Raw genomic sequence first — 15,683 nt, 5'->3', positions numbered from 1 at the left:
GGTGAATAATAATGGAAAAAATCTTAGAGGTTAAAGACTTGCACATTTCATTCCATACGTTTTCAGGAGAAGTACAGGCAATTCGAGGAGTCGATTTTGATTTACTCAAAGGTGAGACTTTAGCAATTGTTGGTGAATCTGGATCAGGTAAATCTGTAACAACAAAAGCGATTATGCGCTTGTTACCTGAATCAAACTCTGAAATTAAGAACGGTGAAATCCTCTTTGAAGGCAAAGACTTAGCCAAGTTATCTAATAAAGCGATGCAAAAAATCCGTGGAAAAGATATTTCAATGATTTTCCAAGACCCGATGACATCATTAAATCCCACAATGAAAATTGGAAAGCAAATCATTGAGCCGATTGTTAAGCATCAAAATTTAAGTAAGAGTGCTGCAAAAGAGCGTGCGATTGATTTGTTAAGATTAGTTGGGATTCCACAACCAGAAGCTCGTTTCAATCAATATCCACATCAATTCTCTGGTGGGATGAGACAAAGGGTCGTTATTGCCATTGCACTTGCATGTAATCCAAAGGTTTTAATTGCTGATGAGCCAACAACAGCATTGGATGTAACGATTCAAGCGCAAATTTTAGAGCTTATGAAAGAACTACAAAAAAAGATTGATACATCAATTGTTTTTATTACACATGACCTTGGTGTGGTAGCAAACGTAGCTGATCGAGTTGCGGTTATGTACGGTGGAAAAATTGTTGAGATTGGTACAGTTGACGAGGTATTCTATAATCCACAACATCCTTATACATGGGGATTAATTAGTTCAATGCCAAGTCTTGATAGTGAAGATGAAGAATTATATGCAATTCCTGGAACTCCACCAAATTTATTACATCCTCCAAAAGGTGATGCCTTCGCACCTCGTAATGAGTATGTGATGAAAATTGATTTGGAAGAGCAGCCACCAATGTTTAAAGTATCTGATACACATTATGCAGCAACATGGTTACTTCACCCTGACGCACCAAAGGTAGAACCACCTGCTGCAGTAAAGCGACGTCAACGTCAATTCCCTGAAAAAAAGGAGGGAAACTAAGGTGGCGAATAAAGAAAAACTAGTAGAAATAAAAAATCTAAAACAATACTTTAACGTAGGTAAACCTAACGAAGTTAAAGCGGTTGATAATATTTCATTTGATATTTATAAAGGTGAGACGTTAGGATTAGTTGGTGAATCTGGCTGTGGAAAATCAACAACTGGAAGAACAATTATTCGTTTATATGATGCAACAGATGGTGAAGTCATATTTGATGGAACGGATGTTCATGGGAAAAAATCAAGGTCACAGCTAAAGGAATTCAACCGAAAAATGCAAATGATCTTTCAGGATCCCCAAGCATCGTTGAATCCGCGAATGAAGGTCTCAGATATTATTGCTGAAGGTATTGATATTCATGGTCTTGCTAAATCTAAAACAGAACGTATGAATCGCGTAATCGAACTTCTTGAAACAGTTGGTTTAAACAAAGAGCATGCAAATCGTTACCCACATGAGTTTAGTGGTGGACAACGTCAACGAATTGGAATTGCTCGTGCTCTTGCTGTGGAACCGGAATTTATTATTGCTGATGAACCAATCTCGGCTCTTGATGTGTCCATCCAAGCACAGGTTGTAAACTTAATGAGAAAACTTCAAAAGGAAAAAGGGCTAACTTATTTATTCATTGCCCATGACCTTTCAATGGTTAAGTACATTAGTGATCGTATTGGGGTTATGTATTTTGGAAAGCTAGTAGAGCTTGCCGATGCTAATGAACTTTACAATAATCCGATTCATCCATATACACAGTCGTTATTATCGGCAATTCCACTTCCGGATCCCGATTATGAACGCACCCGTGTTAGGAAGACATATAATCCAAGTATGCACAATTACAAGCCAGATGAAGAAGTTGAATTCCGTGAAGTGAAGCCAGGTCATTTTGTCATGTGTTCACAAACCGAATTTGCTCAATATAAAAAACAATATTCATAAACAATTTGAGATTGCCTTTGATATTAAAGGGCAATCTTTTTTTGTCGTATTTTAACTTAAGGCTGTTTTTGCAAACTTTGTAGCTTTTAAATAGTATTGGTTGGTTGATTGACGCTCCAGGATGCTCGCTTTCCGTGGGGTGGGATCTCATCTGTCCCGCTACTCCCACAGGAGTCTCGCATATCCGTTCCAATCAACCTAATCAGTTTTGTTCAAAAACAACAATCTTTTAGAGAAGAGCCTAACTTAAAACCTAAAAGTTTTCTTTATCTTCATAGGACATGGTGCATATACTGAATGACAAGGTTTTTTTAAACCGTTACATTAATCCGTAATAGAAATCCTACTTATTAATCTATATAGGCTTGATTATTTTCTATATAATAAAAATAGAAATTAAAATGGGGGATTACTAATGCGTTATTATATTAAGGTTCAAATGATCATCACAATTTTTTTCATATATATTGTCTTTTTGCCAATAAATTCTCATGCAGAGACTAACTTAGGGATTAAACAACATGTACAAAATAAATTACTTCTAGAAGTTAAGACTCTTCCAAAGCCTATCCCAAGGTTTGCTTTTGATTCTGGTTTTTCCTTTTCATATCCTGATGCGGTACGTGGTGTTTATGTAACAGGGCATTCAGCAGGGGGGACAACGTTTGAAAAACTTACTTCCTTGGTGAAAAGTTCAGATTTAAATGCAATGGTCATTGATATCAAGGATGACTATGGTAATTTAACCTACCTGCCAGAGAAGTCATCACCCTTTTATCCAATAAGTAAAAATTATATAAAAGATCCCAAAAAAGTTCTTAAAACGTTAGAAAAGGAACAAATCTATCCGATTGCTAGAGTTGTTGTTTTTAAGGATACTGTTTTAGCGACTAAAAATCCTGAATGGTCGTTTAAAGACGGGGAAAAGGTTTGGAAAAATGGCAGAGGTGAGTCATTTGTAAACCCGTTTCTACAAGAAGTTTGGGACTATAATGTAAATATAGCAATAGAGGCAGCGAAGCTTGGTTTTCAAGAAATCCAATTTGATTATGTTCGGTTTCCGGAAGGCTTTGAGCGAAGAGATGATGAATTAACGTTTAATGAAGGAAAATACGCTAAATCCGATCAAGATAATGTTCAAAAACGAGTAACAGCTGTTACAGATTTTGTCTCATATGCTAAAGAAAAATTAAAACCATATGGAATAAAAGTTTCTGTTGATATATTTGGCTATACAGCAACTCTCCCAGAAGCACCAGGAATAGGGCAAAACTTCTCTAAAATTTCTGAGCATGTAGATGTTATATCCTCAATGATTTACCCTAGTCATTGGACATCTTATTTTGGAATATCAAAGCCTGATCTGGAACCATATCGACTGATTACAGAATATGCAAAATTAGAAAGTCAAAAACTTGCACTAATTAAAAATAAACCAATTTCCAGACCTTGGATTCAAGATTTTACTGCATCCTATTTAGGGAAAGGTAATTATCAACAATACGGGAAAGAAGAGGTTGAAGCTCAAATTAAAGCTTTAAATGAGCAAGGAATTAACGAGTTTCTTTTATGGAATGCTGGTAATACATATACACTAGGTGTTGACTATACGCCTTTAACTAAATGACCGATAGACTCTAGGTTAGATGAAATATCTAGCCTTTTTTCTATGTGAATTTGTACAAGATAAAGAGTAAAAAAGTGAGTCTTGTTTAAAAATAAGTGAGTGGGGCTCAATAAGTTTGGAGAGCAGTTCAATATATGCAAAAAGTGGAGCAATCACGACTTCATCTACTTGTTACCACCATACTTACTTATTAACGCTATAAATGATAAATTTACCATGTTTATCCTGAAAAAAGAAGGGTATATCAAAACATGGGAGAATTTATTAAAGATGAAAACAAAAGGGAGTAGATCAATGAACTGGTATGAGAAGTTGAATCAGTATTTTCCCATTGAAGAAATGAAATCGAAGGCACATATGGAAGCTTTACTTAAAGAAAGAGCTGACATTTATCATAAGGATGAAGGGAAACACCATGTGATGATGTATGCAGAGCTTAATGATTTTATTTTCATCGACTACATTTTTGTTTCTAAAGATGCTCGTGGTGAAGGGCTTGGCCATAAGCTTTTAGAAAAGTTAAAGAAAAAAGGGAAACCAATTATCCTGGAAGTAGAGCCTGTTAACTATGAAGACACAGATACAGAGAAAAGATTAAAGTTTTATCAAAGAGAGGACTTTAAACATGCTGATACCATAGGCTATGAGCGGCGCTCTCTTGCTACTAATGAAGTAAACAAAATGGAAATCCTTTATTGGGCCCCAAATGATGAATCAGAAGAACATATTTATGAAGCAATGAAAGAGACGTACAATATGATCCATACCTTCAAAGATAAAGAGTTATATGGTGAGTCGTACCAGCCTGTTAGCGAAGTTTTGTCATTGGATATGGAAGGTAAAAACAAAAACATTTTCGATGAGTTAAGTTAATTGAGAATGAATACCTAAGGGATAATGGAATAAATGGCTACATAAATTTCATTGTTTAAAAAATATGCCTTTCAAGAACATCCGTAATATTTAAGGTTTCTTAATGTATGTAATGGTTTTGTCACACTTTTAATTTAATTTCTATATGCATACTTACTTTTTTATAGTATAATCAAAATATGATTTCTTATTTAAAGTAATTTTAATTTTAATATACGTTTTGGTTTGATTGTAAACTCATTCTATAATAGAGGAGTGAAGGATGAATGGTCACATTATATACATCACCAAGCTGTACTTCATGTAGAAAAGCGAAAGCATGGTTGGAAGAACATGATATATCATACACTGAGCGAAATATTTTTTCAGAGCCATTGACGAAACAAGAAATAAAAGAAATATTAAGAATGACTGAGGATGGCACAGATGAAATTATTTCAACTCGCTCAAAGACTTTCCAAAAATTAAATATCAACCTAGAGTCAATGCCATTGCAAGATTTATATAATCTTATTCAAGATAATCCAGGTCTGCTTCGTCGACCAATTATTATTGATGAAAAAAGACTTCAGGTAGGTTATAACGAAGATGAAATTCGCCGTTTTCTTCCACGCCGTGTGCGTACTTATCAGCTTAAAGAAGCACAGCGTTTAGTTAACTAAACGGAACTATATAAGAGGCAGATTCTAAATATACACCTATAATTAACATGTTTATATCAATACATCATGTTAATTATAGGTATTCATTAGAGTCTGCCTCTGCTTATTTTAAAAGGTAAGAAAGTATAAAATTTTGTACTTAGTTTTGGTGTCTAGCTCCAGCGCCTAGACGCTCTTAGGTCTACAGCCACTCATGAATTGAAGACAAAGAACGCCTCTATTCATGAGCGTCACAAGGCAAGGCGCTTGTGCTACTCTTATAGTCATGTATGTGAGCAAATAATGCGTTTAAGATTCACTTGTCAACTTGTGAACTTATTATTTGTTGATATAAGACACCTGCAAAAAGAATGAACGCTGTTGTTAAGTAAGGTATACTTTGTGCTAGTAGGGGATGTGACATATAGATGGATTGAAGTTGGTGCTCCTGGGTGATCATCTTTCCAGCAGTATATGCGAGCAGTCCTCCACCAACATAAATGAGCATTGGGTATTTTGTAAGTAAAGTAAGAATGATTTTACTTCCCCAAATTATAATAGGTATTGAGATTAATAATCCTAAAGCAACTAAAACCATATGCCCCTGTGCTGCACCTGCAACTGCAATAACATTATCAAATCCCATTAATAGATCTGCAATCACAATTGTCTTTATTGCTTTCCAAAGTGACCCATGACTTTTTATGTTATTTGTATCATCATCTTTGCCAGTAAGTAAATGATAAGCAATATACATGAGGAAGACTCCACCAACGAGCTGTAAAAAAGGTATTTCTAACAAATAAACAGCAATTAGTGTTATAAAGATGCGAAAGATAATTGCTAGCATAGTTCCGAATATGATTGCCTTACTTCGCTGAATAACGGGTAAATTACGACATGCCATTGCGATAACTACTGCATTATCAGCTCCAAGTATTAGATCAATTCCGATGATCACCAATAGTGATAATAGAAACTCTTGTTCCATTTATAAACCCTCTTTCAGCTTAATGACTGCTCGTACATGTATATGAAATCAATCATAAAATATGATTAAAGAAACATATAGGTAAATAACTGTTTTTGTAAAATCAGAGTTTTTTTATTTCCTTTAAGAACGTTTTATCATAAAATAGGAGTACAAGATTCTTTCATCATTGAAGGTTTTAAAAAGGTGTTGAATCGCCTCATGTTTTATGAGGATGAATTCTAACACTTTCTCTTTATCCACGATTAAATATAGAATATTTTGGGTAAAGTGTAGTAAAGTAAAGTACAACTACCCTAGAGGGGGGTTGTCCCTTCAACATCTTAAATAGAAGGGAAGGTTGAGTAATGGAAATTGAACGTATTAACGAAAATACCGTAAAGTTTTACATTTCGTATATGGATATAGAAGAGCGTGGTTTTGATCGTGATGAAATTTGGTATAATCGTGATCGCAGTGAGGAACTATTCTGGGAAATGATGGATGAAGTTCATGAGGAAGAGGAATTTATGGTTGAAGGTCCTCTTTGGATTCAAGTGCAGGCGCTTGATAAAGGCTTGGAAGTCATCGTAACAAAGGCTCAAGTGTCTAAAGATGGACAAAAGCTGGAACTTTCAATCTCAGATGATAAATTAAAAGAACTACCGATCGATGAAAATATCGAAACATTAATGGAACATCATTTTAATAAACCTGATGACTCAAAAGATGATCAAACGGAAGATTTTGAGCAACAGTTACAATTTGTCTTTAGGTTTAATGATTTAGAAAACCTAATTTCCTTGTCTAAATATCGGTTATCTGCTGAGATGACGAATCATTTATACTCACTTGACCAAAACTATTTTTTATATATCGAGTTTGATGATGAGGTAATCGATGAAGAAATAGAGAATACATTGAGTATAATACTCGAGTATGGATTAGAATCAAAGGTGACGATACATCGTCTTGAAGAATATGGGAATGTCATTGCGAAAGACTATGCATTGAACGTCATTAAAAAGCATTTTTCATAACTAGGAAAGCCGATTTCATTTGGAATCGGCTTTTTTGATCTGGGATTAAAATATATATGGATTAATTTACGTACATAGTAATAAAATATGTGAAACCGCATTTAATATTTAAGAAAAATTAAAAACAACAGGATGATGTCGGAAGACGACCTAAAGGTTTCGTTTCATCTGAAAAAGGGAAGTAAGAATAAGAAAAGTCAAGGTGAAACCAATGAAGAATACATTTCGTTTTTTATTATTTATCGCAGTTATTGCTTCCGTTATTTTACTGACCAAGAACCTATGGGGGGATATGGTAGTTGGTACCGTAAGTGTCCTCTTTACATTATCAATTATTTCTATATGTATTGTCATATTTCTTGAAAATCGTCATCCGTCACATACCATTACATGGTTGGTTGTTTTAGGAGGCTTTCCGTTAGTTGGTTTTTTTATCTATTTACTTTTTGGAAGAAATATTAAAAAGAGACGTTTATTTGAGAAAAAAGCGTTAACAGATGAAAAGGCATTTTTAGAAATTGAGGGTAACCGATCTTCCTATCAAGATAAAATGGAGCATATGGGAGATCATCAGCAATTATTGTTTAAACTAGCCCATCGTTTAGGACATAGTCCAATCTCGTTTGGGACAAAAACAAAAGCCCTAACCGACGGAATTGAAACGTTTGACCATATCTTTAATGAATTAAAAAAGGCAAAACATCATATCCATCTTGAATACTATATTATCAGGCATGATGAGGTAGGCCGGAAATTAAGGGATGTATTAATTGAAAAGGCACGGGAAGGTATAGAGGTCCGTTTTCTATATGATGCTGTTGGTTGCTGGAAGTTATCAAAAGATTATATTAAGGAACTAAGTATGGCTGGTATAGAAATGGTTCCCTTCCTACCTGTCCGGATTCCTTTCTTAAATAACAAAATCAACTTTCGTAATCACAGAAAAATTATTGTGATCGATGGATCTGTTGGGTTTGTTGGGGGATTAAATGTAGGTGATGAATATTTGGGGAAAAACAGCTATTTCGGTTATTGGCGTGATACCCATCTTTTAATTAAAGGTGAGGCTGTAAGAACACTACAAATTATCTTTTTACAGGATTGGTATTACATGACCGATGAAAAATTGTTATCACATACATATTTAACTACCACAATTGAGCAGCCTGAGCATACTGGAGGTGTGCAACTTATAGCTGGAGGGCCTGATAATAAGTGGGATGTCATAAAAAATTTGTTTTTTTCAATGATTATTTCTGCGAAAGAATCAATTTGGATTGCCTCACCTTATTTCGTACCAGATGAGGATATTCTTTCAGCACTTAAGGTTGCGGCACTTAGTGGAATTGACGTAAGACTGTTAGTTCCTATGCGACCTGATAAAAAGATTGTTTATTATGCATCTCGTTCTTATTTTCCTGAACTGCTTGAGGCAGGTGCAAAAGTGTATGAATATGAAAAAGGTTTTTTGCATAGTAAGATCATTATCGTTGATTATGAGCTCGCTTCTATAGGTACGGCTAATATGGATATGAGAAGCTTTCATTTAAACTTTGAGGTAAATGCATTCCTTTATCGGACAGGAAGCACCCAAAAGCTTGTAAATGAGTATGTGAAGGATATAGAGCTTTCTAGAGCAATAAACATAGAGGAGTTTTCAAAGCGCCCATTTTATAAAAAGCTTTTTGAATCAACGGCTAGACTTTTGTCTCCATTGCTTTAATTGAAGGTTGGCTAATGTAAATTAGTCAGCCTATTTTTTATTTTTTAACTTCTAAAACACGATTTCTTAAATTTGAAAGAAGGAAAAAACTATGGATAATAAATTGTATTAAAGGGGGAGGTAATGATGCTTGTTTGTAGCTTATGATGAGAAAGGAATCTTAGTAAATGTAGCAGAAAAAAAGTGGACTAAGCACGGATTAGTAAAACTGAGAGAGCGTAATAATTTTGTTTGTCCTACTTGTTCTAATGAAGTAGAGTTAAAAATCGGTACAATCATAACAGCACATTTTGCACATAAAAAGTTAACAGGTTGTACAATGAAAGGAGAGCCTGAAACGCAGTATCATATGAAGGGGAAAGTAGATTTATTCGAATGGCTGCAAAAGCAATCACTACTTACAGATGTGCAGCTTGAACCGTATATAAGTACAATTAAACAGCGTCCAGATATTTTGTTTTCGAATGGTGATCAAGTCGTTCCGATTGAATTTCAATGCTCTACAATTGATTCAAATTTATTGATAAAGAGATCTTTACAGTATGGAAAGCTTGATATGAAGGTCTTGTGGATATTAGGAGCAAAATTACTAAAAAGAACAGGAACGAAGTCATTTCAGCTTTCCTCTTTTCATTGGCTTTTCGCACGTTCGACAAATTTGCGAGATCCACTTTCCTTATATTCTTACTGCCCAGATTTAAAATCATTTATCATCCTTCATTCGATCATTCCTTTTTCTCCACGATCTGTTATTACTAACCATTCAACATACCCAATTCAATCAATTTCCTATCATAGTTTGGTCAACCAACAACCAAATAAAAAAACAATTATGGCAGCTTGGATTGATAAGATCAGAAGATTTCGACAAAAAGCGTTAAGATTTCAATCAAAAGACACGAGAGCTTTAAATCTCTTTCTTTATCAGGCTAAGCAATTGCCTTTAACATATTTGCCATCTCTAGCTTTTCTTCCCTTAAATTCGAATTACTTAATAGAATCACCTGTTTATGTATGGCAAGGCTGGATCTTATTATATATTGAGGCATTATCATTGAATACCACATTTACATTTCAGGATGTTTATCATTATATAGCAGAGAAAGTCAAAGAAGGAATTATTTCTATTCGAAACTTACTAAGTGTGGAAGTGCATTATTCCTTTGTCATTAAAGAGTATTTAATTCAGCTCTGCCATTTTTCGATCCTAAAGCAAAAACAAAAAAATCTATTTATTAAGCAAAGTACCATTGAATGGTCGAGAAGAATTGAAGAATTATATCGTTCGGATGCAAAACTTAGATATAAATATGACTAGCAAAAAAAACTCAGGTGAATAGCAATTAATTTTTTGAACAAATTAAAAGGGAGATATTAACAAAGAGGTGATCATATGTTTAATAAGAAAAGAAAAAGTAATTCTTTTATGTTTACAGCTTCGTTGCTTGGAGCGGGTGCTGCAGCTTACTATTTGACAAAAGAAGCCATACAGGGTGAAGATAGTGATAGTACCATAAATTCATACTCTTCTAATAATCCGATAGATGATCGTCTGAATGATTTATAGATGGCTAATGCGGAGAAAAACTATCGGAGGAAGAGTATGAGGCGCAAAAGAAAACTACTTCTCATTACAGCATTTACACTTATAAGTTCGATCAGCACCAGCTCCGCATTTGCAATTCATTCTAAAGGGGGAAGCGCAATGGCAGAACAAACTGCAGTAAAAAAACTACCAACTAGAAGCGAAATTAAAACAGAGGATACGTGGAGATTAGAGGACATTTTTGAAAGCGACAAAGCATGGGAGAAAGAATATGAAGAAGTAAAAGCGGCTTTGCCAAAGCTAGCAGAATTTAAAGGTAAGCTTGGTGAAAGTGCGAACACGTTATTTGAAGCACTTACGTATCAAGATAAGGTAATGGAGCGTCTTGGCAAACTTTATACATATGCACACATGAGATATGATCAAGACACGACAAACTCAAGCTATCAAGCTTTAAATGATCGTGCAAGAAATTTATATACACAAGCATCAAGCTTAAGTTCATATATTGTCCCAGAGCTTTTAACAATTGATGAGGCAAAGATTAAACAATTTTTAGAGGAAAAAGAAGAATTAAAGCTTTATGAGCATTCTCTCGATGAAATTAACCGTCAACGCCCACATGTATTATCTGCTGAACAAGAGGAATTATTAGCACAAGCATCTGAGGTTCTTGGCTCCTCTAGTAATACATTTGGAATGTTAAATAATGCGGACCTAACTTTCCCAAGCATTAAGGATGAAAATGGTGAGGAAGTTGAAATAACTCATGGCCGCTACATTCGTTTCTTAGAAAGTGAAGACCGCAGAGTACGTGAAGAAGCATTTAAAGCTGTATATAAAACATATGGTGGGTTTAAAAATACATTTGCAAGTACTTTAAGCGGTACTGTGAAAAAGGATAATTTCAGCGCGAAGGTTCGAAATTATGATTCAGCAAGACAAGCTGCATTAAGCAGTGATAATATTCCAGAGTCTGTTTACGAAAACCTAATTAGCACAGTTCATAAGCACCTAGACCTTCTGCAACGTTATGTAAAGCTGCGTAAAGAAGTATTAAAACTGGATGAAGTTCATATGTACGATCTTTATACACCTCTCATTAAAGATGTAAAGATGGAAGTCAGCTATGATGAAGCACAGGATTATATCTTAAAAGGTCTTGAACCATTAGGTAAAGAGTATACCTCTATTTTAAAAGAAGGTTTTGAAAATCGTTGGGTTGATATTCATGAGAACAAAGGGAAAAGAAGTGGTGCTTATTCATCAGGGACTTATGGGACGAATCCGTATATCCTTATGAATTGGCAGGATAATGTAAATAATCTATTTACACTAGCACATGAATTTGGTCATTCTGTTCATAGCTACTATACTCGCAAAACTCAACCATATCCATATGGTAACTATTCAATTTTTGTGGCAGAGGTTGCATCAACATGTAATGAAGCTTTATTAAATCATTATTTATTAAACACTATCGAGGATGAAAAAGAACGTCTCTACTTATTAAATCATTTCCTTGAAGGCTTCAGAGGCACAGTATTCCGCCAAACAATGTTCGCAGAATTTGAACATATTATTCACCAAAAAGCTCAAGATGGAGAACCATTAACACCTGAGTTATTGACACAAACATATTATGAGTTAAACAAAAAATATTTCGGTGATGACATTGTAGTTGATGAAGAAATAGGTCTTGAATGGTCTAGAATTCCTCATTTCTACTATAATTACTATGTATATCAGTACGCAACAGGCTATAGTGCTGCAACTGCCTTAAGCAATCAAATCCTAGAAGAAGGTCAACCAGCAGTTGATCGTTATCTTGAATTTTTGAAAGCAGGTAGCTCTGATTACCCAATAGAAGTACTTAAAAAAGCTGGCGTTGATATGACATCCTCTGCTCCGATTGAAGAAGCTTGTAAAGTATTCGAAGAGAAGCTAAATGAGATGGAAGAGCTTTTAACAAAAATGAATAATTAATAATAAAAAGGAATGCCGGATTATCTGCGCATTCCTTTTTATATATGGCTGTTTTCTAAGATATTATTGTTTTAAAATAGGTTCTTTGACGAAAACTTTTTAGGTTGATTGGAGCGGATGTGCGAGACTCCTGCGGGAGTAGCGGGACAGGTGAGACCCCGCAGGCGTTTACGCCGAGAAGGCTCACCGCCCGCCCCGTGGAAAGCGAGCAACTGGAGAGGAAATCAACCACACCGTACTCCTAGGTAATAGCAACAAAGTTTGGCGAGTCATCCTTATTTAAAGATATCCATTGACTCTAAAACCCTTTAAACGTTTTCCGATGATTTATGAGATAAAGTGTGATGAAAAGAGTGATAAATAATAGGGGTGATGTAATATAAATTGGGAAAATATCCATAAAGCTTAATAAATTAAGAAAAAACAATACTAAGGTAGCGGTACTTCCGATAATAATCCATTTCAATTTCGAGACACCCTCCTAAAGTATTCTATATTAATTGTATATGATGAAGGATGTCCTTTTATCCCACTTTAACGGGCAGTAAATAAAGAAAAAACTGCCCGTAAAAGTTCGATAAGTCTCTCTATTACTCTCAAGAGTGCGGGAATTGAGCGGAATCTATTGTGACATTTTTGTGAAAAGCCTATCACCTACTTGTCAATTGTCGACAAGATTTGATATAGTAGAGATGTGAAGTTAATCACAAACAAACATTTACCCCTTTGTTTGACCGTGAAAAATTTCTCCCATCCCCTTTGTTGTCGTTAAGACATAAAAAAGAAGACCCTTTACATTGTATAGGGTCTTTTTTATTGTCTAAAATAATTATATATCGTATTCTTGATAGCCTAGTGTTATTTACATAAATTGGTGAACTAAAACAAAAGGAAATGACCACTTTACGAGTCATTTCCTTTTCTGTCTATTTATGATCACCAATATATCTCCAAAACGTACCGTGCTTAGCTTGGATTCTTTCAACAGTTTGAGATAGGACGAGTTTTTTCAACTCTTTTTCTACTTCTGTCATTGTCATATTATAAACTGTAGCAATCTCGGCAGAAGCTACAAATTGATAATGCTTTAAAAAGATCTCTAATGGAGGTGTATGGGACGGTTTAATAGCATCTCCGATCATTTCCTGTAATACTTGTACATACATATCATATGAATAAATGCCTGTTATTTTTAAGCCCTCTTCTTCAACATTTTCACTAAAAAATGCAAGTGTTGGGATTTCCTGCACGTCCATCTCTGAAGTGATTTTTAAATCACATTGTAATGCTTTGGCAGCACTTTGTGAATGTAAATCTTTTTGGAACTCTGCAACATCTAATCCGACTTTTTCTGCAATTTTCATTAACATTTCTTCATCTGAAACATTTTGATTCTCGATAAATAGCTGCTCTTGTAATTTTCTTAAAAAACGAAGACCTGCTTTTTTTCCTTGAAGTTCAGCTGATTTTATTGCTAGTGAAGCAGTGTAAGGAGTTGATAAAGGATTTTCCATCCAAATCTTACCATCACAAGACATACCTGTTCGACTAGCGGTCTTTTCCCAGGCTTGAGCTAATCTATCAGGTCTTTTTCTCTTAGTGATATTTAAGGTTGCAAGACGGCCACTAATAATATGTTTTAGTGTAAAAAGACGTCCGTACTCAATTTGTAGTTTTTTAATCATGGGCTCAAGTGCCCAGCATTCAGGGCTAAGTGGATCAACAAACATATAGATTTCTAAAGGTTTATCTGGGTGCCCACTACAATGCGAGAAAAAGAGGGAGATGTCCTTTTTCTCATGACTGTTATTCATTGTCATTAACCTCTTTCTGAACATTGCCAATTTCAGCGTTCTCTGCAGTATTTACCATATGATGTGCAGTCAGCTGAAGTCGATGGAGAAGAAAATCCCTAAGTTCACCCTCAAGCTCAACTTCCTTCATAGCTTCCTTCATACAGCTGATCCAAGCATTCGCCCTAGTAGGCGTAATCTCAAATGGAAGATGACGTGCTCTTAACATAGGATGTCCGTGTTCTTCCGTATAAATTTGTGGCCCGCCTAGGTATTGTGTGAGAAATTGCTTTTGTTTACGAGCTGTTTCAGTTAAGTCATCAGGGAAGATTGGAGACAGTAATGGGTGTTTTTGTACCTTTCCATAAAAGGAATCAACAAGATGCGAAAGAGTTTCTTCTCCAATCGCCTCATATGGTGTTATGTTTTGTTCAGTCATGTTGATTACTCCTTTAACGTTTGCTTAATGTTGATTAAAGAACCAGATTCATCCTTAAAGCATAAAATTATTTTTTGAAACAAAATCTAACAATGTATTTATTTTAACAAGCGATAATAGATATCTCAAACAAACCGCTCTATCGAATTTGATAATTTAGTCCTATTATATGTTTAAGACAGCTATGTATGAAGGAAAAGGGTATTGAATTCTGCTAAAAGTTACCTTAAGTCTCATGAAAAAGGGTCAGGCTCCCGATCACAATATATAGCTTTGATTAATTGATATGCTCTAAATTGTGATGGAGGTACACAGACTACTTTTTCCATAACTTGCGGTAGTAGGGCTACAGGAAAGGGATAAAAAAATCCCGACACTAATTGAGTCTCACTTTAAGAGTGAGACTCAAACATTATAGGTAGATGTAATTTTACGTACATAATTTTGTGTTTCTTTAAACGGAGGGATTCCGCTGTATTTATCAACGTTACCTGGACCAGCATTGTAGGCTGCAAGCGCTAATGACACATCACCGTTATAACGTGTAAGCATTTGCTTTAAATACTTTGTTCCACCCTCAATGTTTTGAGCAGGGTCATAAGGATCTTGTACACCTAAAGATCGAGCTGTAGCTGGCATTAATTGCATAAGCCCCACAGCACCAACATGGCTTTTTGCAGAAGGGTTAAATCCAGATTCTTGTTTGATCACTGCTCGAATAAGCTTTTCATCAACTCCATATTTCGCTGCAGCTTTCGTAATCAGCTCGTCCATGCTTCCAGATATTTTGATTGAATGTGTTGTTACATCTTTAATAGCAGATAATCCGACTAATTGAGAAGAATTACCCAACATATTAGATAAGGTATTCAAAGAAGTTGCTGAATGTTTTACTGGTGTCTCAACAGATGAAGAATTTAAAAATGATTGCAATAATTCTTGGAAATCTGTTTCAAACACCGAAGCTTGATTACCAGTTGTTTTGTCATTAAAGTTGCGCAATGCTTGTAGCTCTAATAACGTTTTATAGTAATTCAATTTTATATCCAA

General features: G+C 35.0%; 15 protein-coding genes. 10 read left to right on the top strand and 5 right to left on the bottom strand.

Translation table 11 applies throughout. The features are described 5' to 3' along the window. Nucleotides 1-11: 11 nt before the first annotated feature. The 5 genes from WCV66_RS25830 (at nucleotide 12) to spxA (ending at nucleotide 5,157) form a co-directional block, all read left to right on the top strand. Nucleotides 12-1,055 carry an ABC transporter ATP-binding protein gene (locus tag WCV66_RS25830; RefSeq protein ID WP_338787409.1) on the top strand — a complete coding sequence of 348 codons (1,044 nt, stop codon included), beginning with the start codon at nucleotides 12-14 and terminating at the stop codon, nucleotides 1,053-1,055. Between the two features lies 1 nt (nucleotide 1,056). After that, a complete protein-coding gene (locus tag WCV66_RS25825) occupies nucleotides 1,057-1,995 on the top strand; it encodes an ABC transporter ATP-binding protein (protein WP_207976757.1) in 939 nt (312 codons plus the stop codon). Between the two features lie 415 nt (nucleotides 1,996-2,410). Beyond that, nucleotides 2,411-3,622 carry a putative glycoside hydrolase gene (locus WCV66_RS25820; RefSeq protein ID WP_338787407.1) on the top strand — a complete coding sequence of 404 codons (1,212 nt, stop codon included), beginning with the start codon at nucleotides 2,411-2,413 and terminating at the stop codon, nucleotides 3,620-3,622. Between the two features lie 294 nt (nucleotides 3,623-3,916). Then, the gene (locus tag WCV66_RS25815; RefSeq protein WP_338787406.1) at nucleotides 3,917-4,495 is read left to right on the top strand and encodes a GNAT family N-acetyltransferase; all 579 of its coding nucleotides are present in this window, start codon (nucleotides 3,917-3,919) and stop codon (nucleotides 4,493-4,495) included. Nucleotides 4,496-4,761: 266 nt separating this feature from the next. Next, on the top strand, nucleotides 4,762-5,157 hold the full coding sequence (gene spxA / locus WCV66_RS25810) for a transcriptional regulator SpxA (RefSeq protein ID WP_066336328.1): 396 nt from the start codon (nucleotides 4,762-4,764) through the stop codon (nucleotides 5,155-5,157). Nucleotides 5,158-5,452: 295 nt separating this feature from the next. Here spxA and WCV66_RS25805 read toward each other — a convergent pair whose 3' ends face one another. Beyond that, nucleotides 5,453-6,127, bottom strand: a complete 675-nt coding sequence (locus tag WCV66_RS25805) for a TerC family protein (RefSeq protein ID WP_066336325.1) — start codon at nucleotides 6,125-6,127, stop codon at nucleotides 5,453-5,455. A gap of 347 nt (nucleotides 6,128-6,474) precedes the next feature. Here WCV66_RS25805 and mecA point away from each other — a divergent pair, with 347 nt between their 5' ends. From mecA to pepF, 5 genes are all read left to right on the top strand, one after another. Continuing rightward, complete coding sequence (mecA, locus tag WCV66_RS25800; protein WP_066336324.1) at nucleotides 6,475-7,146, top strand: adaptor protein MecA; 672 nt, start codon at nucleotides 6,475-6,477, stop codon at nucleotides 7,144-7,146. Between the two features lie 211 nt (nucleotides 7,147-7,357). Further along, the gene (gene cls, locus WCV66_RS25795) at nucleotides 7,358-8,869 is read left to right on the top strand and encodes a cardiolipin synthase (RefSeq protein WP_066336321.1); all 1,512 of its coding nucleotides are present in this window, start codon (nucleotides 7,358-7,360) and stop codon (nucleotides 8,867-8,869) included. Between the two features lie 130 nt (nucleotides 8,870-8,999). Beyond that, nucleotides 9,000-10,187, top strand: coding sequence for a competence protein CoiA (locus WCV66_RS25790; protein ID WP_338787405.1), 1,188 nt, complete (start codon nucleotides 9,000-9,002; stop codon nucleotides 10,185-10,187). A gap of 75 nt (nucleotides 10,188-10,262) precedes the next feature. After that, entirely contained in the window at nucleotides 10,263-10,436 is a 174-nt protein-coding gene (locus tag WCV66_RS25785) for a hypothetical protein (RefSeq protein ID WP_185654013.1), read from the top strand. Between the two features lie 138 nt (nucleotides 10,437-10,574). Continuing rightward, nucleotides 10,575-12,401, top strand: a complete 1,827-nt coding sequence (gene pepF / locus WCV66_RS25780) for an oligoendopeptidase F (protein WP_338787404.1) — start codon at nucleotides 10,575-10,577, stop codon at nucleotides 12,399-12,401. A gap of 298 nt (nucleotides 12,402-12,699) precedes the next feature. Here the strand turns inward: pepF and WCV66_RS25775 are convergent, their stop codons facing one another. The 4 genes from WCV66_RS25775 to WCV66_RS25760 all read right to left on the bottom strand — a co-directional run bounded on the left by WCV66_RS25775 (nucleotide 12,700) and on the right by WCV66_RS25760 (nucleotide 15,677). Then, complete coding sequence (locus WCV66_RS25775; RefSeq protein ID WP_232329067.1) at nucleotides 12,700-12,858, bottom strand: hypothetical protein; 159 nt, start codon at nucleotides 12,856-12,858, stop codon at nucleotides 12,700-12,702. Nucleotides 12,859-13,327: 469 nt separating this feature from the next. Continuing rightward, nucleotides 13,328-14,221 (bottom strand): ClpXP adapter SpxH family protein, encoded by an 894-nt coding sequence (locus WCV66_RS25770; protein ID WP_185654014.1) that lies wholly within the window; start codon nucleotides 14,219-14,221, stop codon nucleotides 13,328-13,330. After that, the gene (locus tag WCV66_RS25765) at nucleotides 14,208-14,633 is read right to left on the bottom strand and encodes a hypothetical protein (RefSeq protein ID WP_066336314.1); all 426 of its coding nucleotides are present in this window, start codon (nucleotides 14,631-14,633) and stop codon (nucleotides 14,208-14,210) included. The genes WCV66_RS25770 and WCV66_RS25765 overlap by 14 nt, the downstream gene beginning before the upstream one ends. Before the next feature lie 405 nt (nucleotides 14,634-15,038). Next, the gene (locus tag WCV66_RS25760) at nucleotides 15,039-15,677 is read right to left on the bottom strand and encodes a lytic transglycosylase domain-containing protein (RefSeq protein WP_338789562.1); all 639 of its coding nucleotides are present in this window, start codon (nucleotides 15,675-15,677) and stop codon (nucleotides 15,039-15,041) included. Between the last annotated feature and the right edge of the window lie 6 nt (nucleotides 15,678-15,683).

This window comes from Metabacillus rhizosphaerae, from assembly GCF_037201795.1.
In the GTDB taxonomy this organism is placed as follows: Bacteria; Bacillota; Bacilli; order Bacillales; family Bacillaceae; genus Metabacillus; species Metabacillus rhizosphaerae.
Note: the sequence above shows the minus strand (reverse complement) of the source record. Positions and strands in the feature narration are given on the sequence as shown.

Excerpts from the sequence above, each read along its gene's own strand:
- WCV66_RS25830 (WP_338787409.1), top strand. The coding sequence starts at position 12 with ATGGAAAAAATCTTAGAGGTTAAAGACTTGCACATTTCATTCCATACG.
- WCV66_RS25820 (WP_338787407.1), top strand. The coding sequence starts at position 2,411 with ATGCGTTATTATATTAAGGTTCAAATGATCATCACAATTTTTTTCATA.
- WCV66_RS25815 (WP_338787406.1), top strand. The coding sequence starts at position 3,917 with ATGAACTGGTATGAGAAGTTGAATCAGTATTTTCCCATTGAAGAAATG.
- spxA (WP_066336328.1), top strand. The coding sequence starts at position 4,762 with ATGGTCACATTATATACATCACCAAGCTGTACTTCATGTAGAAAAGCG.
- WCV66_RS25805 (WP_066336325.1), bottom strand. The coding sequence starts at position 6,127 with ATGGAACAAGAGTTTCTATTATCACTATTGGTGATCATCGGAATTGAT.
- mecA (WP_066336324.1), top strand. The coding sequence starts at position 6,475 with ATGGAAATTGAACGTATTAACGAAAATACCGTAAAGTTTTACATTTCG.
- cls (WP_066336321.1), top strand. The coding sequence starts at position 7,358 with ATGAAGAATACATTTCGTTTTTTATTATTTATCGCAGTTATTGCTTCC.
- WCV66_RS25785 (WP_185654013.1), top strand. The coding sequence starts at position 10,263 with ATGTTTAATAAGAAAAGAAAAAGTAATTCTTTTATGTTTACAGCTTCG.
- pepF (WP_338787404.1), top strand. The coding sequence starts at position 10,575 with ATGGCAGAACAAACTGCAGTAAAAAAACTACCAACTAGAAGCGAAATT.
- WCV66_RS25770 (WP_185654014.1), bottom strand. The coding sequence starts at position 14,221 with ATGACAATGAATAACAGTCATGAGAAAAAGGACATCTCCCTCTTTTTC.
- WCV66_RS25765 (WP_066336314.1), bottom strand. The coding sequence starts at position 14,633 with ATGACTGAACAAAACATAACACCATATGAGGCGATTGGAGAAGAAACT.